General features: G+C 60.5%; 20 protein-coding genes. 11 read left to right on the plus strand and 9 right to left on the minus strand.

Going from position 1 to position 21,200, the window contains the following annotated elements:
- Positions 1-83 precede the first annotated feature (83 nt).
- The 8 genes from ACSQ36_RS30345 to ACSQ36_RS30380 all read left to right on the plus strand — a co-directional run bounded on the left by ACSQ36_RS30345 (position 84) and on the right by ACSQ36_RS30380 (position 9,692).
- On the plus strand, positions 84-1,715 hold the full coding sequence (locus ACSQ36_RS30345) for an ABC transporter substrate-binding protein (RefSeq protein WP_436184806.1): 1,632 nt from the start codon (positions 84-86) through the stop codon (positions 1,713-1,715).
- A gap of 8 nt (positions 1,716-1,723) precedes the next feature.
- A complete protein-coding gene (locus ACSQ36_RS30350) occupies positions 1,724-2,665 on the plus strand; it encodes an ABC transporter permease (RefSeq protein WP_213764210.1) in 942 nt (313 codons plus the stop codon).
- Between the two features lie 7 nt (positions 2,666-2,672).
- A complete protein-coding gene (locus ACSQ36_RS30355) occupies positions 2,673-3,506 on the plus strand; it encodes an ABC transporter permease (RefSeq protein WP_165104702.1) in 834 nt (277 codons plus the stop codon).
- On the plus strand, positions 3,506-5,317 hold the full coding sequence (locus ACSQ36_RS30360) for a dipeptide ABC transporter ATP-binding protein (RefSeq protein ID WP_436184807.1): 1,812 nt from the start codon (positions 3,506-3,508) through the stop codon (positions 5,315-5,317). Before ACSQ36_RS30355 ends, ACSQ36_RS30360 begins: the two co-directional genes overlap by 1 nt.
- Positions 5,314-6,231, plus strand: a complete 918-nt coding sequence (locus ACSQ36_RS30365; protein WP_213764212.1) for a LysR substrate-binding domain-containing protein — start codon at positions 5,314-5,316, stop codon at positions 6,229-6,231. The genes ACSQ36_RS30360 and ACSQ36_RS30365 overlap by 4 nt, the downstream gene beginning before the upstream one ends.
- A gap of 142 nt (positions 6,232-6,373) precedes the next feature.
- A complete protein-coding gene (locus tag ACSQ36_RS30370; protein ID WP_213764213.1) occupies positions 6,374-7,489 on the plus strand; it encodes a succinylglutamate desuccinylase/aspartoacylase family protein in 1,116 nt (371 codons plus the stop codon).
- A gap of 81 nt (positions 7,490-7,570) precedes the next feature.
- Positions 7,571-8,641, plus strand: coding sequence for an ornithine cyclodeaminase (locus ACSQ36_RS30375; RefSeq protein ID WP_436184808.1), 1,071 nt, complete (start codon positions 7,571-7,573; stop codon positions 8,639-8,641).
- Positions 8,642-8,774: 133 nt separating this feature from the next.
- Entirely contained in the window at positions 8,775-9,692 is a 918-nt protein-coding gene (locus ACSQ36_RS30380; RefSeq protein WP_436184809.1) for a LysR substrate-binding domain-containing protein, read from the plus strand.
- A gap of 37 nt (positions 9,693-9,729) precedes the next feature.
- Here ACSQ36_RS30380 and ACSQ36_RS30385 read toward each other — a convergent pair whose 3' ends face one another.
- Positions 9,730-11,259 (minus strand): serine hydrolase domain-containing protein, encoded by a 1,530-nt coding sequence (locus tag ACSQ36_RS30385; protein WP_436184810.1) that lies wholly within the window; start codon positions 11,257-11,259, stop codon positions 9,730-9,732.
- A gap of 103 nt (positions 11,260-11,362) precedes the next feature.
- Here ACSQ36_RS30385 and ACSQ36_RS30390 point away from each other — a divergent pair, with 103 nt between their 5' ends.
- Complete coding sequence (locus ACSQ36_RS30390) at positions 11,363-11,677, plus strand: tyrosine-type recombinase/integrase (RefSeq protein WP_436184811.1); 315 nt, start codon at positions 11,363-11,365, stop codon at positions 11,675-11,677.
- 486 nt (positions 11,678-12,163) lie between these two features.
- Here ACSQ36_RS30390 and ACSQ36_RS30395 read toward each other — a convergent pair whose 3' ends face one another.
- The 5 genes from ACSQ36_RS30395 to fliD all read right to left on the minus strand — a co-directional run bounded on the left by ACSQ36_RS30395 (position 12,164) and on the right by fliD (position 16,610).
- A complete protein-coding gene (locus ACSQ36_RS30395) occupies positions 12,164-12,559 on the minus strand; it encodes a hypothetical protein (RefSeq protein WP_436184812.1) in 396 nt (131 codons plus the stop codon).
- A gap of 20 nt (positions 12,560-12,579) precedes the next feature.
- Positions 12,580-13,482 carry a hypothetical protein gene (locus ACSQ36_RS30400; protein ID WP_436184813.1) on the minus strand — a complete coding sequence of 301 codons (903 nt, stop codon included), beginning with the start codon at positions 13,480-13,482 and terminating at the stop codon, positions 12,580-12,582.
- An 89-nt stretch (positions 13,483-13,571) separates the two neighbouring features.
- Positions 13,572-13,865, minus strand: a complete 294-nt coding sequence (locus ACSQ36_RS30405; protein WP_436184814.1) for a hypothetical protein — start codon at positions 13,863-13,865, stop codon at positions 13,572-13,574.
- Position 13,866: 1 nt separating this feature from the next.
- A complete protein-coding gene (locus tag ACSQ36_RS30410) occupies positions 13,867-14,727 on the minus strand; it encodes a hypothetical protein (protein WP_436184815.1) in 861 nt (286 codons plus the stop codon).
- A gap of 308 nt (positions 14,728-15,035) precedes the next feature.
- Entirely contained in the window at positions 15,036-16,610 is a 1,575-nt protein-coding gene (gene fliD / locus ACSQ36_RS30415; RefSeq protein ID WP_436184816.1) for a flagellar filament capping protein FliD, read from the minus strand.
- Positions 16,611-16,968: 358 nt separating this feature from the next.
- Between fliD and ACSQ36_RS30420 the strand changes: the two genes are divergently transcribed.
- Entirely contained in the window at positions 16,969-17,142 is a 174-nt protein-coding gene (locus ACSQ36_RS30420; protein ID WP_436184817.1) for a hypothetical protein, read from the plus strand.
- A gap of 424 nt (positions 17,143-17,566) precedes the next feature.
- Positions 17,567-18,463: a fructose bisphosphate aldolase gene (locus tag ACSQ36_RS30425; RefSeq protein WP_213764222.1), complete on the plus strand. Its 897-nt coding sequence runs from the start codon at positions 17,567-17,569 to the stop codon at positions 18,461-18,463.
- Between the two features lie 87 nt (positions 18,464-18,550).
- Here the strand turns inward: ACSQ36_RS30425 and ACSQ36_RS30430 are convergent, their stop codons facing one another.
- The 3 genes from ACSQ36_RS30430 to prpF form a co-directional block, all read right to left on the minus strand.
- On the minus strand, positions 18,551-19,186 hold the full coding sequence (locus tag ACSQ36_RS30430; RefSeq protein ID WP_213764223.1) for a GNAT family N-acetyltransferase: 636 nt from the start codon (positions 19,184-19,186) through the stop codon (positions 18,551-18,553).
- Between the two features lie 266 nt (positions 19,187-19,452).
- The gene (locus tag ACSQ36_RS30435; protein ID WP_436184818.1) at positions 19,453-19,785 is read right to left on the minus strand and encodes a cupin domain-containing protein; all 333 of its coding nucleotides are present in this window, start codon (positions 19,783-19,785) and stop codon (positions 19,453-19,455) included.
- Between the two features lie 157 nt (positions 19,786-19,942).
- The gene (gene prpF, locus ACSQ36_RS30440; RefSeq protein WP_436184819.1) at positions 19,943-21,127 is read right to left on the minus strand and encodes a 2-methylaconitate cis-trans isomerase PrpF; all 1,185 of its coding nucleotides are present in this window, start codon (positions 21,125-21,127) and stop codon (positions 19,943-19,945) included.
- Positions 21,128-21,200: the final 73 nt, after the last annotated feature.

Below are 21,200 nucleotides of genomic sequence, written 5' to 3' on the forward strand. Positions count from 1 at the left end.
GAATATGAGCTTCTACGATCGCTTCCTATCCATTCATCGCATGGTTGTAGCGTTGTGCAATCCCCTTCCCGAAGGACTTTTTGATGGCAATTCCCGCGTCTCCCGCCCCTCGCCGCTTTGTAGCGCGCCGCGTGGGAAATCGTTGGGTTCCGTCCATGAAGCGCGCAGCAATGACGGGGGCGCTGGCAGTCCTGGCGGCCCTGCCCGCCAGCGGATGGGCACAGCCAAGCGCCGCTGCCCCGGCGTTTCCTGAAATCCGTTTTGCCATCAACACCGACACCACGACGTCCATGCCGGGCAACGTGTTACGCAATACATTTACGGACGAGATCCTCGCTAACGTGGTTGAGTCGCTGGTGGCGCTCAAGGGCGACTTGTCGGTGGCGCCCATGCTTGCTGACAGTTGGGACATTTCGCCGGACGGAAAACAATACACGTTTCACTTGCGTCACGGCGTGCTGTTCCACAACGGCACGCCGTTCACCTCCGCCGATGTCAAATGGAGCTACGAGTACTTCATGAAGCCGCAGTCCGGCTACGTCTGCCGCGGCAACTATGACGGACACCGGGGTCCGAAGGTGCTGGCCGTGACCACACCCGATCCGCATACCGTGGTGTTCGAACTGGACCGGCCGTCCGCACTCTTTCTCACTCACATGACGGAACCGCGCTGCCCGCTCGCCATCCTGAGTCCTGCAAGCCTCGACAAGAACGGCGCGTGGCTGAAGCCGGTGGGAACCGGTCCGTTCGTATTCAGCGAGTGGAAACAAGGGCAGTACGTCCTGCTGAAACCGTTCGCGCAATACCAGTCACGCACTGAGCCGCCAAGCGGACTGGCAGGCGCGAGTCATGCGCGGGCGAACGTGCGCTTCGTGGCCATTCCGGACGAGGCGGCGCAAGTCTCCGCGCTCATGTCCGGACAGATCGACGAGATGAACATATCGGAGAACAACCTGCCGCCCGCCGATCCTCACTGGCATGTGATCGTAGGACCGGGAGCCGATCCCGCCGCATTGTTGATGCAAACACACGACCCCTTGCTTGCCGATGTCCGCATCCGGCGCGCAATCGCGCTCGCTGTCGATCTGCCGGGCGTGGTGAACGCGGTCAGCGGCGGCCTGGCGCGCTACAACTCATCGCTGACCCCGGATGCCGAAGCGTTCTATACCTCCGGCGACGCAGTGGGATATAAACAGGACCTGCCCGAGGTCAAGCGTCTGCTCGCGGCAGCCGGTTATGCGGGCCAGACGCTGACGCTCGAAACCAACCGCCGTTATCCGCACATGTACTCGGCCGCGGTGTATATGCAATCACTGCTCTCGCAGGCGGGGATCAACGTGAAGTTGCTGGTAGTCGAATGGGGCACCCAGGTGAACGACTTCCGCTCGGGGCATTTCCAGTTGATGTCCTTTGGTTACTCGACGCGCATCGAGCCTGCGCTGATGTATGGCGATGTACTTGGCGACAAGTCCAGGAATCCCATGGTGCAATGGGAGAACCCCAAGGCGCGCGCGCTGCTGCGCAGTATCGACGGCGTGACCGACCCCGCCGCCCGAAAGCGGATCTTCGAACAGTTGCACCAGATGATGATGGACGACGTGCCCATGATCGTGCTGTACGACTCTCCCGATCTGACACTTGTGAGCGACCGGCTGCAGGGGGTCACGACCTGGCCTCTGCGCCTGAAGCGTTTTTCCAACGTGACGAAGAACTAGGCAAGCCGATGCTCAGCTACATCATCAAGCGACTATCGATGGCGGTCCCGACAGTCTTCATCGTGACCCTGCTCGTATTCGGCATGATTCGCGCCATTCCCGGCGACCCGGCTTCGCTCATGCTCGGCGACCTCAACGACCCGGTGCTGCTGCAGCAAATGCGCCATTCGTTTGGTCTCGATCAGTCCATCCCCGCGCAATTCGCGATCTGGGTTTCGCATCTGCTCTCGGGCGACTTCGGCATGTCGATCGTCCGGCATCAGCCTGTGCTGGAACTGATCCGCGAAACCTTTCCGGTGACCGCCGAGATCGTGCTTGCGGCTACTTTCCTCGCGTGTCTGATCGCGATTCCCGCCGGCTTGTTCGCTGCCTGGATGCAAAACCGCCGTGGCGATCTCGCGGTGGTCATGGGCAGCATCATGCTGGTATCCATACCGAGTTTCTGGGCCGGCATCATGCTCATCTGGTTGTTCGGCGTGAAGCTGCACCTGCTGCCTACCTTCGGCTACCAATCGTTTTCGCAAGCAGGCTGGGGATCGTTCAAATACCTCGTGCTGCCGGTCATAGCGGTCACGCTGGGAGAAATCGCGGTCGTGACACGCATGATGCGGGCAAGCAGCATCGAGGTCCTGCGGCTGGAATATATCGCTCACGCACGCGCCAAAGGTTTGTCGGAACGGCGCGTGCTGTTGCGCCATACGCTACCTAACGCGTTCGGCCCCACGCTCACCGTGATCGGTCTTGTGCTCGGCCATCTGCTCGCGGGAGGCGCCGTGATCGAGACGGTATTCACGCTGCCGGGCATGGGCCGCCTGCTCGTGGAAAGCATTTATTCGCGCGATTATCCTGTCGTGCAGGGATGCCTGCTTGTGATCGCGCTGCTGTATGTGCTGACCAATCTTGTGGTCGACCTGCTGTATCCGATCTTCGATCCACGCCTCAAGCTCTGACTCGCCCATGCCCTCCTCTCCCAAGCGCGCCCGGCGCGCCAACCTCGTGATCGGAGCCGTACTCGTCGGCCTTCTGCTGCTCATCGCGGTGGTCAATCTCGTCTATACGCCCTACGGTCCCCTCGACGTGAACATTCATGCGCGTTACGCGCCGCCTTCGCTGCATCACTGGTTCGGCACCGACGAATTCGGCCGTGACATCCTGTCCCGGATCATGTCGGGCGCTGGCGTCAGCACTACCGTCAGCGTCTGCTCCGTGCTGTTCGCGCTGCTCGCCGGAACATCGATAGGCGCCGTCTGCGGTTACGCGGGCGGATGGTTCGACCGGCTGGCAGCCATGTTGATCGATGCACTGATGGCGTTCCCTGGCTTACTGCTCGCGCTTGGCATCATGACGGTCGTCGGGCCGTCGAAATGGGGCGTGGTGGTCGCGCTCGGCCTGGCTTATACGCCGTCAGTCAGCCGCATTGCGCGCGGCGCGGCGCTGTCTTTGCGCCAGCGTGACTTCGTGGTCGCGTCGCGAACCATGGGCAATAGCGGCGCATGGACCCTTCTTCGCCATGTCCTGCCGCATTGCGTGGCGCCGTTGCTGGTGTTTTCCACTTCACTGTTCGGCTCGGCCCTGCTTGCCGAAAGCGCGCTCAGTTTTCTCGGACTCGGCGTACCCGCGCCCGAACCGACCTGGGGCGGCATGCTTGCCGACGGCCGCACGGCTATCGATCAGGCGATCTGGGTCGTGCTATTTCCGGGTGCGGCTATCTCGCTTGCCTTGTTCGGCATCAATCTGTTCGGCGATGGCGTGCGCGATCTGCTCGACCCGCGCATGAAGGGGGGAATGTGATGACGGCTCCTGTTCAACACCCACTGCTGACGGTGAGCAACCTGACCATCGGTTTCCCCGACAAAACAGGCGTGATCAAACAGGTCACGCACGACGTGAGCTTCACGTTGAACGCAGGCGAGTCGCTTGCACTCGTGGGCGAGTCCGGCAGCGGCAAGACCATGGTCGGCCGCGCGTTGCTCGGCTTGTTGCCCGAACGTGCGGAGATCGTCTCGGGGACCATCAGCTTCGAGGATCGTGACGTCCTCGGCAATACGCCGGCGCAATGGCTGGCTACGCGCGGCACAGGCATTGGCATGGTGTTTCAGGAGCCCATGGTCTCGCTCAACCCGGCCATCCGCATTGGCGACCAGTTGACGGAGGCGCTCATGCGGCGGCGTTCCATCGCGCGCGACGCGGCCCGTTTGCAGGCTATCGCCATGCTCGAACGGGTTCGCGTGCGGGATCCGGTTGGCTGCATGAAACGATACCCGCACGAGTTTTCCGGCGGCATGCGGCAACGCATCCTGCTCGCCGCGGTCATGTTGCTGCGCCCCAAGCTTCTCATCGCGGACGAGCCGACGACAGCCCTCGATTGCGTGGTGCAGAAAGAAGTGCTCGACCTGATGATCGAACTCACGCGCGAGGAAGGCACCGCGCTGATCTTCATCAGCCACAATCTTGCGTTGGTAACGGCTTATACGGAACAAGTGCTCGTGATGCAACGCGGGGCCGTCATGGAAACCGGCGCGGTGGCGACGGTACTGGCACGGCCCTCGCATGAATACACGCTGAAGCTGCTCGAAGCGCTGCCAAGGCGAGCCGATACCGAGAACGCGTTGAGCGCACCAGGCTCATCCACCCCGCCGGTCATCGAAGTGAAGGACGTGGCGATCGATTACCGGGTGCCGGGCTTGTGGTTCAGGAAGATTCTCGCGCGGGCCGTGCATCCGACATCGTTCAGCGTGCAGGCGGGTGAGACCGTGGCGATCGTCGGTGAATCGGGCAGCGGGAAAACCAGTATCGCCAAGGCGATCCTCGGGCTTGCGCCCACCGCGCAAGGGCAGATTCTGCTCAACGGCCGGCAGTTTCTCGACGCGGGGCATGAGGCCATGCAGGCCGCGCGCCGCTCGGTCCAGATGGTGTTCCAGGATCCCTACTCCTCGCTCGATCCACGCATGCGGGTCGACGCGCTCATTAGCGAGGCGCTACGCCTCGACAAGACCCTGAGCCGCGCGCAACGCGCCCAGCGGGTCGCAGACGCGCTGGATGACGTGGGCCTGGGCGAGTTCGCCGGCCGCCTCGTCCATCAGCTCTCCGGCGGCCAGCGCCAGCGTGTGGCGATTGCACGCGCACTGGCCAGCAGACCTGCCGTGATCATCGCGGACGAGCCGGTGTCAGCACTCGATGTCACCGTGCAGAAGCAGATCCTCGACATGCTCGTTTCGCTGCAGCAGCGCTACCGGTTTGCGTGTCTGCTGATATCGCATGATCTCGGCGTGGTCGAGCAGATTGCCGACCGCGTGCTGGTGATGTTCCGGGGCCATATTGTTGAAGAGGGAACGCGCGATGCCGTCTTCGATAACCCGAGCCATCCTTACACCCGCAGACTCCTGCAAGCCGTGCCCGAGCTGCGAGGCAATCGCGATGATGGCTTCAAGGTCATCACGCGCACGGTCCCTGACGACATCGATCCGTCCCGCAGGTATTTCAACGCCGAGCTGGCGGGACGCGACATGCCTGTGCTGGTCGACGTCGCAGCGCCTGCGCTCAGGTCCACACCAACTTTTGTGGATCACCGCATCGCGCTTGAAGCAGTGCATTCGTCATGACGCTGATCCAGCTTCGGGCATTTTGCTCGGTCGTCGAACAAGGCAGTTTTCGTGCGGCAGCAAGAGCGCTCGACATTGCGCAAAGCACGCTGACCCAAGCCATCCAAAGCCTCGAAGCGGAGCTGGGCGTCATTCTGCTGAACCGGTCGCACCAAGGCATCAGCCTGACCGCTCTGGGTGAAAATTTCCTGGTCCGTGCCAATGCGATCATCCGCGACTGCGAGCGTGCCACGCAGGACATGAGGCCTTTGACGGAAGAACCACAGGGACACATCGCACTCGGCGTGACCTCCGAGCCGCTTGCGGAATTCCTGCTGCCGGTACTCAAGCGTTTCATCGAACGGTTTCCGCGCGTGCGGGTGCATGTGTCCAGCGGCTACGCGAAGATGCTGATCGAAAAAATCCGCGATGGCGCGCTCGACTTCGCGCTGTGTCCGCTTGCACCCCATGTAAGCGATGTCGATCTCAGCATCGAGCGCATGTACCGGTCGGACGCGGGCGTGATTGCGCGCAAGGGTCATCCGCAAGCGCATGTCACCACGGTGCGTGAGCTGGTGGAATGCGACTGGGTCAGTATCCGGCCTGCGGGTATTGCCGGTGGTGCGGAAAACCGTCTGATCAGTCTCTTCAAGGCGGAAGCGCTCGGGGTTCCACGAATCGTCTTCACGGCGGAGTCGTTGCTGGAAACGCTGCACATTGTTTCCGAAACCGACTGCCTGACCATCGAGCCAGCGGTACTCTCGGAGTTCAAGCTGTTTTCACCGTCGCTCGTCACCATCCCGATTCGCGAAGCGTTCGATCCGCGTGACGTCTGCCTCATCAGCCGCCGCGCATCGCCATTGACCACGGTTGCGCATGAGCTTGTGAGCATGCTCTTGTCTTACTCGCGCCTTCTGCGGGGGACGAGCGCCTGATCGCGATGGCGAAACAAACCCGCAATCTGGTTCGTGCGGCGGGCGATCTGCCAGCCTGATCCCGATCGGTCAGACCGCCTTCTGCGCCGCGTGAACTCCCCGTAAGATGACCTTGCCGCCACTACGAGCCCTTTTTCTTCCCATGAACAGCACTTCCCATGCCTTGCCCCACGCGACTGCTGGCGCCGCGTACCATCTGACAAGTCAGCAGTTCGGGACGATTGGTAACAAGAAGGTATACATCCAGGCCGGCCTGCATGCCGATGAAACGCCGGGCGTGATGGTTGCACTCACGCTGCTCGAACAGTTGCGCCGCCTAGAAGACGACGGCAAGCTTCGGGGCGAAATCGTGCTGGTCTGCAACGCCAATCCGCTTGGACTGAGCCAGTGGTTGTTCGGCGCGCCCGTCGGCCGTTTCGAGTTCGCGAGCGGCCGCAACTACAACCGCGACTTCCCGATGCTCGCCGGCAAGATTGCGGCGACGCTCGAAGGCAGGCTCACGCAAGATGTGAACGAAAATCTCGTCATCATTCGTCAAGCCTGGAAAGCAGCGCTGACCGCGCAGCAACCGGCCACATTGTTCGACGGCTTGCAACGCCAGCTCATGCTGTTGGCACACGATGCGGACGTGGTGCTGGACCTGCATTGCTCGCGCGAAGCCGCCATGCATATCTACACCGGCCAGGCGATCTGGAACGAGGCCGAACCGCTTGCGCGGTATCTCGGTGCGGTGGCTTCGCTGCTGGCGTACGACTCCGGCGCCAACTCCTTCGATGAAGCGCAGAGCCTGACATGGTGGCAACTGAAGCAGCAATTCGGTGCCTGCTATCCGATTCCGACCGGCACGGTATCCGTCACGCTCGAGCATCGCGGGCAGCGTGATGTCTCGTATGAGATGGCGCGGCAGGACGCGCAGGCGATCATCGACTACCTCACGCATCAGGGCTTCATAGACGGCATTGCGCCGCCCTTGCCCGAGCTTGCCGGCCCAGCAACCCCTCTTGCCGGCAGCGAACAGTTTCTCGCGCCCGTAAGCGGCATCCTCGTGCATCGCGCTCAGCTTGGCGACGTAATCGAGGTGGGCCAGCCGCTCTTCGACGTGATCGACGCAAACACCGGCGAGACCACCACCGTCCACAGCAAAACCCGCGGCGTGTTCTACATGCGCCGCGACGTGCGTTTCGTGAAGCACGGCGATCCGCTTGGCCGCGTCACGGGTGCCACGCCTCAACGCACCGGCAAGCTGCTCGGCGCCTGACTTCCGAACCCGGTAAAACGCAACGCACTTCAACACACCCATGTAGCCCCTCAAATTCATTTCATCGTTCAGGAACGCACCATGACTCGATATATCGACGTCAACGACATCAGGCAACTGCTTCGCACCATCGGCCCGGAAACCTTCATCCACACCCTCGCCGACTACATCCGCGCCGACTACCTGCGCTGGCCCGAGTTCGACAAGTCACCTCGCACTGCAGCGCATTCGCCCGAGGGTGTCATTGAACTGATGCCCGTTGCCGATCACGCGCTCTACGGCTTCAAGTACGTGAACGGGCATCCCAACAATACCCGCGCCAACATGCTGACCGTGATGGCGTTCGGCGTACTCGCCGACGTTGCCACCGGTTTCCCCCTGCTCCTCAGCGAGTTCACCATCATGACGGCGCTGCGCACGGCGGCCACCTCCGCGCTCGCCGCAAGTGTCCTTGCGCGGCCGGGATCGAAGTCGATGGCATTGATCGGCAATGGCGCGCAAAGCGAGTTCCAGGCGCTGGCGTTCAAGAATATGCTGGGCATCGAGCATATTCATGTGTTCGACACGGACCCTGCCGCTACCGAGAAACTCATTCGCAACCTCTCCGGCATCAAGGGGCTGACGCTCACGCGCGCAGCATCGATACGCGAGGCCGTACAAGGCGCCGATATTGTCACCACCGTGACCGCCGATAAAACCAACGCGACCATTCTCACGCCCGACATGATTGAAGCGGGGATGCATATCAACGCCGTGGGCGGTGACTGTCCCGGCAAGACCGAATTGCATGCCGACGTGCTGAACGGCGCCCGCGTGATGGTGGAGTTCGAACCGCAGACACGCATAGAAGGCGACATCCAGCAGCTGCCCGCCGACTCGCCCGTGATCGAGTTCTGGCGCGTGCTGGCCGGGCAAGTGCAAGGCCGCGAATCAGATGCACAGGTGACCGTATTCGATTCGGTCGGGTTCGCGCTGGAAGACTTTTCGGCGCTGCGTTACCTGAACGATCTCGTGCGTACCGAGGGAATTGGCACGCGGATCGACCTGATCGCGCAGCCGTCGAACTGCAAGGACCTCTACTCGCTCGTGGCGTCGCCCAGCTCTGCTTCTCAAAGCGACGAACGCGTACACGGTCTCTTTCAGGCTGCCTGAGGTATCGGGGCATCGGGATTCAGCGGTACACGTTGGCTTTCTGGAAGGCTATGCTTGCACAAGCCGAACGCATCGCTCCGGCCTGCATGGCATGGGACCGGGCGAGCGTTGCACTTATTCCAGAGGGTTTTTCATGACGTTGATCCAGCTCCGGGTGTTTTGCGCGGTCGTGGAGCAAGGCAGCTTCCGTGCTGCCGCAAGAGCGCTAGACATCGGGCAAAGCACCCTCACGCAAGCTATCCAGAGCCTTGAAGCCGAGCTTGGCGTGACGCTGCTGAACCGTTCGCATCAGGGCATCAGCGTGACCAGCCTGGGCGAGACCTTCCTCATTCGCGCGAACGCGATCATTCGTGATTGCGAACGCGCGATGCAGGACATGCAGCAGTCATCGGGAGAACCCGAAGGACAGATCGCGCTCGGTGTCACGTCCGAGCCGCTGGCAGAATCCCTGCTGCCGGTACTCAAGCGTTTTATTGCCCGCTTTCCGCGCGTACGCGTGCATGTGTCCAGCGGCTATTCGAAGATGCTGATCGAGAAGATCCGCGACGGACGGCTCGACTTCGCCCTGTGTCCACTCGCGCCGCAAGTCAGCGATGTCGATCTCGACATAGAACGCCTCTACCGGTCGGTGCCGGGCGTGATCGCACGCAAGGGTCACCCCCAGGCGCATGTCACCTCCGTTCACGATCTGAAGGATTGCGACTGGGTCAGCATCCGGCCGGCGGGAATTGTCGGTGGGGCGGAGAACCGCCTGACAAGCCTCTTTCGAGCAGAGGGACTGGGGGAGCCCAGGATCGTTGTTACCGCGGAATCGCTGCTGGAGACGCTGCACATTGTTTGCGAATCCGACTACCTGACCATCGAGCCGCGCGTGCTGGTCGAGTTGAAGCTGTTCTCGAATTCGATCGTCAACATCCCGATTCGTGAAGTGTTCGATCCACGCGATGTCTGTCTTATCAGCCGGCGGTCTTCGCCGCTGACCATGGTCGCGCAGGAGCTCGCCAGCATGCTGGTGTCCTATTCACGCCTGCTGCATGGCGCCGGTTCGTGACGCGTGCCATGGGCTTACTTTCCTTGTTGGTATCGGCCTAACTCGCGACTGAGCCGGTCAAATCCTCATGCCGCAACGCACCGCCGTTGATGTTCACTTCGCGCTTGAACGTGATTGTCTTGCCCGAGAATTCGCAGATCACCGTATCGCGAAAGGCGGTCTCGGGGAAGATCCAGGTCATTTGAAGGCGCGTGTTATCCAGCCAGCATGCACGCGCGACGACCGGACTGTTATGGAACTGGTAACCGTGGTGAAGATCGCTGCCGGGCATGTCGGTGCGACCCTCCAGCCACCGGCCTAACCCGGCGGCAATGACATGTTCGCCTTGCGCGTCGGTAAGACGAAATACGCATGTCTCGCCGGTGAATTCGAATTGCAATTCGCTCACGCCCTGGCGGTTGGGCTGCATCAGGAAGCGGTCCGTCTGTCCGCGTGCGCGTACTCCATCCGTGACAGCACCGGTCCGTTGAAAAGGCTCTTTCCACGTTGCCGGGGCATCCGGACTTTGCCAGTCGGCAAGTCTCGCTTTGAGCCGCGCATCGGCAGAGGCGCCGTCTTCCATGTGATCGCCAATCTGATCACGAAAGGCCGCCGGAAAATACCGGTCGATATGCGAGAACAACTTCGCGCTGCCCTTGATCGCGCCCGTAACGGCAAGCGTTGCGCCGTGCAACGGGAACACCGTCGTCATCTGGACGAACTTGCCAATTGCGCTATATGTGCCATCGGGCCGGGTCCACCAGTGATAGCCGTATTTCACGGGCTCGCCGTGCGCCTTGGTTGCGGCGGCGACCCAGCTTTCGGGAAGCAGCCGCCGGCCCTCCCATACACCGTTTTGCGCATGCAGCACGCCGAGTTTCAACAGATCCGCGGTTCGCGCGATGAGGCCGTTGCCACCCGGATTGACGCCGTCCGGGCCGATATCCCAGGATTCCCCTTCAATGCCCATCGGCTCGAAAATTCGCGGCTTGAGATACTCATGCAGCGTCACGCCCGTCACGCGACTCAGTATGGCTGACAACATGTAACTGGCAGCGCTCGTGTACAGGAACGCCGTTCCCGGTTCTTGCACGATCGGGATCTTGAAGAACTCCGCGATCCAGCTTGTAGTCAGCGATCGCCACTCGGCCCCGGATGTTTCGCCCGCATGACCTACGCGCATCGTCAGGAGGTCTTCTATGGTCATCTCCGTCAACCACTGCTGGACCGGTTCCGCGATGACCTCGGGGAAAAACGAGACCACCTTGTCGTCGAGCTTGAAAAGCCCGTCCTCGAGCGCCAGCCCGATCGCACATGCAGTGAAACTCTTGACGACGGAGTGCAGGTTTCGCGGCCGGTCAGGCCGATACGGCCAGCGCCAGCCCTCGGCAACCACGTGGCCGTTGCGGTGAAGCATGAAGGCGTGCAGGTCGAGGCCGGCTGCTTCGACGTCGTTCAGGAAGGCGACGATGGCATCGGCATCCACGCCGGCCACGGACGGGTCGGCGCGCGTCAGGCCATCGGCTTGCTGAGCCGCGATGAGGTTCGCTTCAGACGCTGCGCCGCACTCCACGAAATTGTCCGGCATCGTCCTCTCCTGGTGTTTGAAAAATGGGGCTGGCTTTGAGCGTCGGCTCGGTTTGTAGTTGCAGCATCGCCGGGGTGAGACTGCACGCATCACGCGATGCTATGTGCAACAGCACTCCCAAGGAAGCCCGTTTCGACCGATCACTCACAGAAATCCTGATCACCGATCGGTTGATTTCGCTCGCGCCGGTGGAGGGTGGCATGACTTCCGGCATGATTTCGTGTCGCGCTTGGTTGTGGCGGGCGTCCCAATCAACACCGTCCGGGACTTGCTCGGCCACGCCGACATTACGATGACGCTCCGCTACGCGCACCTAAGCACCGATTGCCGCGCGGTGGCAGTCGAGATGCTTCGCGTGCATCCGGAACAACCCGCGCAAGCAGACCACTACGCGATGGCCGCGAAACGCCGGATTTAGCACGTTTCCGCTCACACACAGCCCTTCACGCGAAGGGCTTTTTTCGTCCGTCATCGGAGTGACCGCGCTTGGCCGCTAATGCCCGTACGTGCCCTTTGGGAAGCGGAACAATACCCGCCGTACGCGTCAAACGTGGAGACTGTAACGCGCTACATTGAACCCCAAGCGCCACCAGCACACGCGAGCGCTTACTAACGGACAAGGGCCGCGTCATGACGACACAATCCCGGAAAAAGTCGCTTACACCATCAACGAATTTTGTGCGCTCTATCACATAGGCCACACGCGATATTACGCGCTGCAAGCGAGCGGCGAAGGCCCGGTCGAACTTCGCGCCAGGGCGCGTAAGGTGTTGATAACTCGACGCAGCGCTGAAGCGTGGGAATGGCGTTTTGAGAAGCAACCCGCTAACGACGATAGCGCCAGCGACGCGGCATAGGCTCGCCACGCCGCAAGCAACGTGTAGGCGGACTACCTGAAGCCGCTTTACGCGACGTGTTCAAGCGACTTGCAGACTACAACCAATTCCGCGCCGATAGACGGCTCCAAGACAAGCACGGTCAATTTCTGCTGCCGTATCTCAATTATAAAGTGCTCGGCCTGTTCATCCGTCATTGTGTATTCCCAGCCCTCGCGGCTTGCTGCCCAATTGATACGTTCGCGGATATCGTTCGGTTGAAATTCCCTCTCTGACGAAATTAGCAAACGGGAAGTGACGTTCTGCAATCCCATCTCGCCAAGCCGAAACACCGATACTTCCTCGCAACAAACGACCGCCAATTCACCACTCACAAGCTGAAAATCTAGCGTTAAGCGTCGCTCGGCTCGTGTGTAGTGCAGGCCGATAAAATCCGCGTCATGGTAATTTTTTTTCGTGTTCATTTCGCTTTGTCTCTGCTGTGTTACCACGGGACGAGGGAGAAACTACGCCCCGTCTCGCGGTTGAATTCACCCAATGGGCCGGGTGGCCCGTAGTTGTGCGCATGCGGAACCCCTTGCCCGTGATCGTGATCGAAGTCGAAATCGACAACAGGCGCACCGGTATCGCCATATAAACGCATTTGCCCACTCCCGGGGTTTGTGTACCAAGTTCCCGGCTCGCCACGATTAGGCGTTTTCGCAATGTCGAAACTATCGCCAAAGCTGGGCATATCGCCAAGCTCAAACGGCGAGGCATCGCCCAACGGCGTTGACCCGGTGCTAGCGTCGGTTACTTCGCCAAGGTCGAAGGCTTGATCCGCTGAAGATGTGAAGGACGCAACTGACGCAAGCAAGGCCGATGCAGCGCGGGCGGCTATGTTTCGCGCGCCAGCCTCGGCTATCGTTTCGATGTGCTTTGGAAAGCCCGACTCGCTCAAAATCGCTGCGCGTTCGCGCTTCTCTATTGCCAGAGTTTCCGCTCGCCGCTCGGCGTGATATTGCGCTGACCACGCCTCGTAGTCGCGCGACGGCGTGTCTCGCCTCGTCTCTCGCGCTGGCGAGTCAAGCGTAAAGCCGCCGTTCTCGAAAACGCTGGTGGTCGCGCCCTCTTCCTCCAAGACAATCACCGCGCCATCACGCACGTAAGAGAGCAACGTTTGAAGGGTTTCCCGTCCGCCTTTCGGCGATTTCGAATACCACGAGAAGCCTCCCTGCAAGAACGATTCGACGCGCGCCACAAGCAATGCGTTCGATTCCCAAACATACATATCGACGTACATCAGCATAGCGCGACCCGCTTTGATTTTTTCGGCGTCGTCGGTGAAGCTTCGCCCCTTGCGTAGCACGTACCGATAGCCGTTATAGCGGGTTAGTTCCGTTGTCATGCGGTTGCGTCTCCTTTGGTTGCAACGGGGCTACGCTAACGCACTTTACGCTGCCGCCATCCCAAAAAGACAGCCGGCAAACGGCAACGCTAATCAGGCGACGGATCAGCCGATCCTGCTATGCCGCCATCGGGCGCTGGTGTGACGAAAACATACTGTTTTAGTTCGGGGTGCGATACAACCAGCGCGGCGATAAGACTAGCGCCTAGCCGTCGTGCGAATTCGTCATCGAGACGATGGTTAAATTCATCCAGAAAAATCGGGAACGTAAGCTTTTTTATATCCAGCGCCTCGATCGGGGCGCTCTCCATATTCTGAATTTTGATCGCTTCGTCATCCGGCGAATAGGACACGACGAGCGAGGTTGCTGCCAATGTGGTCATACTAAAATCCCCTGCACGTTTGATAGTCTTGAAAAGCATTTTGCTTGCACAGTGCCAGGCCGCGCATTCCGCTGCCCATCATGCCCGCGAGCGCATTACATATGTCCATATCCCTTTCGTACTGGTAGAAGCAATCCGCCTCGACTGACTCGCCAAAGCCGCGCGCCGCCATAGACAATACATCATCGCCCGTTGCGCTCTTGACGAACTCAAACGGCGCGGCATCGCCTAGCGCGGTTGACCCGCCGCCGATGCCTGTTACCTCCCCTATATCAATTCCGCTTCCTGTCTCGCTGGGCCGTATCACGCCCATGCTCGCCAGCGTCGCGAGCGCTTGAATACCGCCTACGAGCGCATCTAAGCGCCCGCCACCGCTCGAAACCGCGCTAACGGCGCTTTGTGCGTAAGGTGCCGCACCTGACGCCACGCCGCCAAGCTCCCCGCCGTATCCCCCCGATTGCGCCGCCAAGCCCGAACGAGCAAGCGCACCTGACCCGAACGCCTGCCTTGGCGTCATCGCACGCGGTCGATACACCGGCTCGGCTGGTGGCACTGACCCTCCTGAATACGACCCCGCGCGGCCTCCAACGGGATTTTCTACCACCAGAATATCGCCCCGTCGTATCCCGATGCTCACTTCAAACACGGTTGACGATGCGCTCTGCGTTCTGTTCGAAGTTCTTAGATAACGCTTCGCGTGTTTGATGAACTGTTCATTCTCAGCCAGACGAAAAGAGTTCACCCCATCGAACATCTCTTGAGCGGCCTTTGATTCGGCAAGGACTTCTGCGTTGTGTCTGTAAAAACACGCTGATTCCAGCTTGTACCGCGTGCCCCGATAGTGGAAATAATCGTCCGTCATCTCAGTTATTTTGTTGTTGCGACGGGTTGACGCTAACGCACTTTCCCGCGCGTCCATCTCAATAAAAGGACGGGCGCGGGCAGGTGACTTACATGGGGCTTTGCATCAAGGGATTTGCAGCAACGCGCGGATGGCATCGACGCGCCAGAAGACGGACCGAGAAGACAAGCTGATGGCCCCGCGCGGTGGAACCGTGTCGATGCTCGCGGAGGCCGTCGCGCCCTTTGATGCGGCGGACACTTACGAGGAACACCTGGCGGCGCGGGAACCGCCGATAACATCACCTGATAACATCGCCACCTCCCCAATTAACCGCCCTTGCCTTTCGCCAGCGTGCCAGCACTGTCGGTGCCTCCGAACAGTTGCGTCAGGTACTGCGAATTCTTGTTCATCGTCGCCATGACCGTGTTGAGCGCGGTGAACTGCGCCTGGTACTGCTGAGTCAACTGGGCCGCGTAGCTCGCCAAGGTGTCCTGCTGCGTGCCGATGCCCTTGAGGTCCGCGTTGAGCGGGTCCTGGTTATTCGCAATCAGCCCGCCCTCTCCCAGGAATCCATTAAGGCTCTTTGTCATCTTCGCGGCCACGCCGGTCGTCGAATTGAACAGGGCCGCCATTCCCTCCGGATTGCTCGTCAGTTCGCTGGCCATCTTCGTACTGTCGGCGGTAAGCGTCCCGTCCTTGTTCAGAGCAATGCCGATTGCACCGAGCGAGATGCTGGAACTGCCGTTCTTGACGCCACCGCTCACAATACTTGCGAGCGTGCTCTTGATCGTGTTGAACATCGAGTTGCCGAGCAACGGGCCGCCTTGCGCGCCCTTGGCTTTCGAACTATCGAAACCGGCAACCTGGCCATAGGTCGTGACCAGGGTGTTATAGAGGTCGACGAAGTTGTTGATGGCGGTCGATGCCGACGTGGTGTCCTGTGCCACGGTCAGCGTCTGCGGCGTGCCGGCAGGCACGCCAATGGCCGCCGCAGTCAGATTCAGCGTGACACCCTCGATCGCGGTGGTCACCGTGTTGCCTGAACTCGTGCCAGCCGTGCCGTCGATGGCGAACATGGCATCTTTGGCGGATTCGGTCTGCGTCCACGGACTGGCGGCCGACACCGACGCAATGGTCGACGGGTCCGCGGCGCTGGGACCGGCCGCGGATGTTACGCCGAGACTGGACAGCCCGGCATCGTCGGTCACAGTGCTCACTGAAACGTCAATCGTGTTCGATGCACCCGTGGCCGACGAACGCAAGATCAAGTGCGCGCCGTCCGTGCCGCTCACGACAGTTGCCGTGACACCGGGATTGCTCGACGACAAGTTGATCGCGCTCGCAATGCCGCTCACGGTGTTGTTCGCCGACGTGATGTCGACGCTCATCGACTTGTCTCCGACCGAGACGTTCATCGTGCCGGTGCCCAGTGCGGTTGTTGCGCCGAACGCGGCCGACGAGAGCGTCTGCGCGCTGGCAATTTGCGTCACCGCGATGGAATAGCTGCCCGTCGCCGCGCCGCTGCTGCCGCTCGCCGTCAGCCCCGTGCCATCCGCAGTCACGGTGAACTGTCCAAGAGCAGTACCGTTCGACAGCGGCGCAATGCCCGCCTGCAACGCCGACAACCCGGCCTGCAAAGCACCGATCGCCGAGAGTTTGGTGTTGTCGTTTCGCTGCCGTGCGATCAGCGAGCCAGTCTGGCCCGCCACCTTCGCATTGACGAGGCTCGTGACCAGCGACGACACATCCAGTGACGCGTTGCCCGTCGAGCCGCTGATGACGGACTGCGCGGCCGATGCCCTGGCCGCGTTGGCGGCAGCCGTCGTGTCGGCGGCAGTCGAGATGGCGTTGGCCGAGGTGGGTACGCTCGAAGCGCTGGACGCGCTGGAAATCGTCGACATTAAAATGCTCCGTACGTCAGGTTTGTTTTTGAGCCTGCATGAGAACCGCCCGTGAACTGCCCGCTGGAGGCAAGCGTCAGGAAGCGCGATGCGACATGGCAACCGCGTGTTGCCCGGGCTGGACATCGTGTATTCACGCAGTCATGGTTGCGCACTTCCGCCACGGGTGAAACGGCGAGCAACACGCGCGTCCGGCGAGTTCTTTCCAAATCTTTAAAAAGATTTCCACGCGTATGTCCAGGCGGCTCGAGCCAGTCAGTGCTCGAGTCAGTCAGTGCCCGACGCGATAAGCGATCCGCGGCGGTAACAAGGACCCGCTTCCGCCGCAGCTTGTACCGACGCAGCCGCTTTTTCGAACGTGAACCTGCCGATCACCCACGCGTTCCTGCTCGGCATACTCGAAGCTTTCACGGCGGCAACGTTCAGTCGCTTTTTGATTGAGGCACCGTTCTTGCGGCTCAAGGACCGTCTCGCGACCAGCCTTTCAGCGCAGTCCGGTGAGCAAGCAGGATCGAATGAACGCGCCATCTGAAGAAGTGCGGCCAAAGCCGACGAAGTAAAATCGGCGCGCGCCTGCGTGCGTTTCGCGTACGGCGCGTCTAAGCGATGCAACCGGTTGCACTGAATTGTGACGTCCGTTAGTTCGCTTTTACAAATCGCGATAAAACAGCAAATGGAAATAAACTTGCGGCTTTGAGGGCCGCGACCATAAGCGAACGAACTTCTGAAAATTCAAACGCTTATGCGGGAATCGAAGACGGGTAAACTGACGCGTCGCCGTTTCGGCGGCCGTATCCGGCAGTCGCCTGCCCGGTGCGATCGGGTAAAGCGGTCGATCGTCGTTTGTTTGTTTTCGAAGCTGACCCACCGATCCAGTACACTTATTACATCGAAAGCAATGGTCCAGACCAGAGATCCTTGGTCCGGTGTTTGATAGTTAAGAGGGAGAAACGTACGTGGCTAATGACAAGATGCTGGCGCAAATGAGTAACAAACCGGGGTTTATCGCGGCCCTCGACCAGAGTGGCGGATCCACTCCCGGCGCCCTGCGGGCGTATGGAATTCCGGAGAGCGACTACAGCGGCGACGCTGAGATGTTCAAGCTGATGCACGAGATGCGGGTACGCATCATGACCGCACCCGCCTTCACCGGCGACAAGGTCATCGGCGCCATTCTCTTCGAAGCCACCATGGACGGACAGGCAGAAGGAAAGTCCGTTCCGGCCTTCCTGTGGGAAGACCGTGGCGTCGTTCCTTTCCTGAAAGTGGACAAGGGGCTCGAAGCAGAAGCGAACGGCGTGCGTCTGATGAAACCGATCCCCGGGCTGGACCCGCTGCTCGAGCGGGCGGTCAAGCTGGGCGTGTTCGGCACGAAGATGCGCTCGGTTATCGACCATGCGTCGCAGGAAGGGATCGCGGCAATCGCCAAGCAACAGTTTGAAGTCGCCGCGCAAATCCAGGCGCACGGTCTCGTGCCAATCCTGGAACCCGAGGTGTCGATCAACAGCCCGGACAAGGCGGCAGCGGAAACCATCCTCCTGGCTGAGCTGCTCAAGGGCCTCGCGGCGTTGCCCGATGGCAGCCAGGTCATGATCAAGCTGACCATCCCGGACGTGACGGATCTCTATCGCCCGCTGATCGAGCACCCGGCCGTCGTGCGCGTGGTGGCACTCTCGGGCGGCTACGCGCGGACCGACGCGTGCACGCGCCTCGCGAAGAATCACGGCATGATCGCCAGCTTCTCCCGGGCGTTGATCAACGAACTCAAGAAGTCGATGAGCGACAGCGAGTTCGACGCAACGCTGGCAACGTCTGTCGATGAGATCTATCAGGCCTCGGTCGTAAAGGTCTGATTTTTAGGTTTCAACGCAGGTTTCAACGCAGCCTTCAAAGCAAGGTTTGATACAGGCCGCACCTGAAGCATGAGTGCGGCCTGTCTGTCATGCCGCGTGAGCAACCCTCGCTTGCGGCAGTTCAAGACGGCGCGACCACGTGGCAAGGTGGCGGAAAGCGACTGGCGGTTTGCTCAGAATCGCGCTGTCGTACAGCTTGCCCGCGAACCTGACGAAGTTTTCTATCCGGAAGCCCTGGCCCCGGTAAAACGCAATCAAATGTGCAGCGGGTTGCGGTGTATCCAGCGCAAGCTCAGCGTAACCGCGAATAGCGGCCCAGTGATCCGCATAGGCCAATAACGACTTCCCTATCCCCCTGCTCTGATAGGCAGGATCGACGCCGAACTGGCGAACGCTCGCAATATCATCCCGCCGATAAAACCCGCATAACGACTCGCAATCCTGTGCGTAAAGCGTCATGGTTCCAACCAGCCGTCCGTTGCATACCGCGACATAACAATCGCCGCGCATGGCACGCGCGCGGGTAACAAGCGCGGACTGGTCAACGCATGTGCAATTAAGCCCCATGCCGCCAAGCCGCGCAAACGAGCGGTGCAGCATCAGGGTCAACTCATCGAACGAATCACATGCTGGATCAAAGCGCCTCAGTACTACGCTGCCTACGCCACGATGAACGTAGCTGATACGCGTGTGATTCTTCGTTGCTGTGCGTTGCTTCGACATGACACCTCCGGCCTCATCAGTTGCCAGAAGTGTAGGATTGCTCGTCGGTTGATAACAAGAAAAAATCCCGTAAATATTCGCGTTTTACGGCATATATATGCAGGCCGTTCAGGACTTTACGGAATTTTTATTTGCGATGGCGCAGGTCTTTATTTAAACGATGTAATGCCGAATGCGTCGGCATCGTCTCGCGGGCCTGAGGGCGCTTGCGCCCATCGATCTTCCGGTCCACTGCCTGCGCCAATTGCATCGTTTTACGCGAGTGCTCAGGAAACGCGTACGCTTTCCGCATTCATTTTTTCGACAGTGAGATTCACCGATCGCGGAGTCAAAGGGCTGGTCCGATGCCTGACGCCGGCCGGTACGGTCAACATCTCGCCCGGCTTCAGCTCATATCGCGCGGTTTCCAGTTCGACAAGCAAGACCCCCTCGATAACGATGAACACTTCGTCCGAGTCAGGATGAAAATGCCAGAAAAATGGCGCATCCATCACGCTAAGGTGAACCGCGTGATCGTTCACCTCAGCCAGGACCTGATTGAAATATCCCGCTTTAGTCTGCGCCGCCACTGCGCTCAGGTTTATCGATTTAGCGTCCAAGATCGTCTCCTCCCTATCCACGCGGCGAAGTGCATGAGCCACGGCTTAAGATAGCGCGCGTGTCTGCCGCTAGTCACAAGCCTAACCATCCTGAACCAGCGCGCAAAGCGAGAAATTTTCACCGCGACGCGAGGTAAATTCACAAAGCGTCAACGCCTCAGTGCCTATCAGGATCAAGAGACGAAGGTACTAAGACGTGCCCTTCCATGAGCCGGCGCGCCGTCCGGCTCATGATCGCCTTGGTGACGACCCACGTACCGTCGCGCTGCTCGGCTTCCGCACCCACCGCCATTACGCCCGATGGATGGCCGAAGCGGATCCGGCCTGCCGTCTTGTTCGCCAGAAGCCGATGCACGACCGTGCCGGGAATCACGCCGGCAACCGCGACCGCGACGGCTCCGGTACCGGTCATCGCGTGGTGCAACTTGCCCATGGAGAAAATGCGTGCGTTGATATCGAGCGTCGCCGGGTCGACCGGCTTGCCGCTGGATGCCACATAGGCGGAGGGGGTCGCGACGAACGCGAGTTTCGGCGTGTGGGGCCGAAGGGTCGATGCTTCGTCCGCAGTCCGGGACAGTCCCATTCGAACAGCCGCATGCGCGCGAATTGCCTCGGCCTTCCGTAGCAAATCCGCGTTGCCGTTGATGTCCCGCTGCAGTTCGTTACCCTTCAGCCCGAGTGTCGCGGCGTCGATGAAAATGGCGGGATTACCCGCGTTGATCATCGTGAGTTCGATGACGCCAAGACCCGGTACGTCGAGTGTGTCGATCGGATTTCCCGTGGGGAACATGCCGCCGCCGGCATCATCGCTGTCGTCTTCGCCCTCGCCGCCGGGGTCCAGGAACTCGATCCTGATTTCGGCCGCGGGGAAGGTGACGCCATCGAGTTCGAAGTCGCCTTCTTCAAGCACTGCGCCATCTTGCGTCGGTACATGCGCGACGATTTTTGCGTTGATATTTGCCTGCCAGATACGGACGGTAGCGATGCCGTCGCGCGGCGCATCGACCAGACCCTGCGCGATCGCGAACGGACCCACCGCCGACGTCAGGTTCCCGCAGTTGCCGGACCAGTCGACGACCGGCTTGTCGATCGCCACCTGCCCGAACCAATAGTCGACGTCGCAGTCGTCCCTCGCGGACGGACCCACGAGTACCACCTTGCTGGTGCTCGACGTAGCGGCGCCCATGCCGTCGATCTGCTGGCCATACGGATCGGGACTGCCGATCACGCGCAGCAGGATGCGGTCGCGCAGCGCCCTATCGGACGGGAGTGAATCCGCCCGGAAAAAGACACCTTTGCTTGTGCCTCCACGCATATAGGTTGCCGGAATCTTTCTTTGCACCTTGATCTCCTGAGATTGAGCCCGCGTGCTGCCGGGGCAGGTCGCTTTACTTCAAGCGACGGAGGAAAAAACG

This window comes from Caballeronia sp. LjRoot34 (assembly GCF_964253815.1).
Classification (GTDB): Bacteria; Pseudomonadota; Gammaproteobacteria; order Burkholderiales; family Burkholderiaceae; genus Caballeronia.

Excerpts from the sequence above, each read along its gene's own strand:
- ACSQ36_RS30405 (WP_436184814.1), bottom strand. The coding sequence starts at position 13,865 with ATGACCACATTGGCAGCAACCTCGCTCGTCGTGTCCTATTCGCCGGAT.
- fliD (WP_436184816.1), bottom strand. The coding sequence starts at position 16,610 with ATGTCGACGATTTCCAGCGCGTCCAGCGCTTCGAGCGTACCCACCTCG.
- ACSQ36_RS30365 (WP_213764212.1), top strand. The coding sequence starts at position 5,314 with ATGACGCTGATCCAGCTTCGGGCATTTTGCTCGGTCGTCGAACAAGGC.
- ACSQ36_RS30360 (WP_436184807.1), top strand. The coding sequence starts at position 3,506 with ATGACGGCTCCTGTTCAACACCCACTGCTGACGGTGAGCAACCTGACC.
- ACSQ36_RS30410 (WP_436184815.1), bottom strand. The coding sequence starts at position 14,727 with ATGACGGACGATTATTTCCACTATCGGGGCACGCGGTACAAGCTGGAA.
- ACSQ36_RS30370 (WP_213764213.1), top strand. The coding sequence starts at position 6,374 with ATGAACAGCACTTCCCATGCCTTGCCCCACGCGACTGCTGGCGCCGCG.
- ACSQ36_RS30350 (WP_213764210.1), top strand. The coding sequence starts at position 1,724 with ATGCTCAGCTACATCATCAAGCGACTATCGATGGCGGTCCCGACAGTC.
- ACSQ36_RS30430 (WP_213764223.1), bottom strand. The coding sequence starts at position 19,186 with ATGTCGAAGCAACGCACAGCAACGAAGAATCACACGCGTATCAGCTAC.
- ACSQ36_RS30385 (WP_436184810.1), bottom strand. The coding sequence starts at position 11,259 with ATGCCGGACAATTTCGTGGAGTGCGGCGCAGCGTCTGAAGCGAACCTC.
- ACSQ36_RS30395 (WP_436184812.1), bottom strand. The coding sequence starts at position 12,559 with ATGAACACGAAAAAAAATTACCATGACGCGGATTTTATCGGCCTGCAC.
- ACSQ36_RS30355 (WP_165104702.1), top strand. The coding sequence starts at position 2,673 with ATGCCCTCCTCTCCCAAGCGCGCCCGGCGCGCCAACCTCGTGATCGGA.
- ACSQ36_RS30380 (WP_436184809.1), top strand. The coding sequence starts at position 8,775 with ATGACGTTGATCCAGCTCCGGGTGTTTTGCGCGGTCGTGGAGCAAGGC.
- ACSQ36_RS30345 (WP_436184806.1), top strand. The coding sequence starts at position 84 with ATGGCAATTCCCGCGTCTCCCGCCCCTCGCCGCTTTGTAGCGCGCCGC.
- ACSQ36_RS30375 (WP_436184808.1), top strand. The coding sequence starts at position 7,571 with ATGACTCGATATATCGACGTCAACGACATCAGGCAACTGCTTCGCACC.
- ACSQ36_RS30400 (WP_436184813.1), bottom strand. The coding sequence starts at position 13,482 with ATGACAACGGAACTAACCCGCTATAACGGCTATCGGTACGTGCTACGC.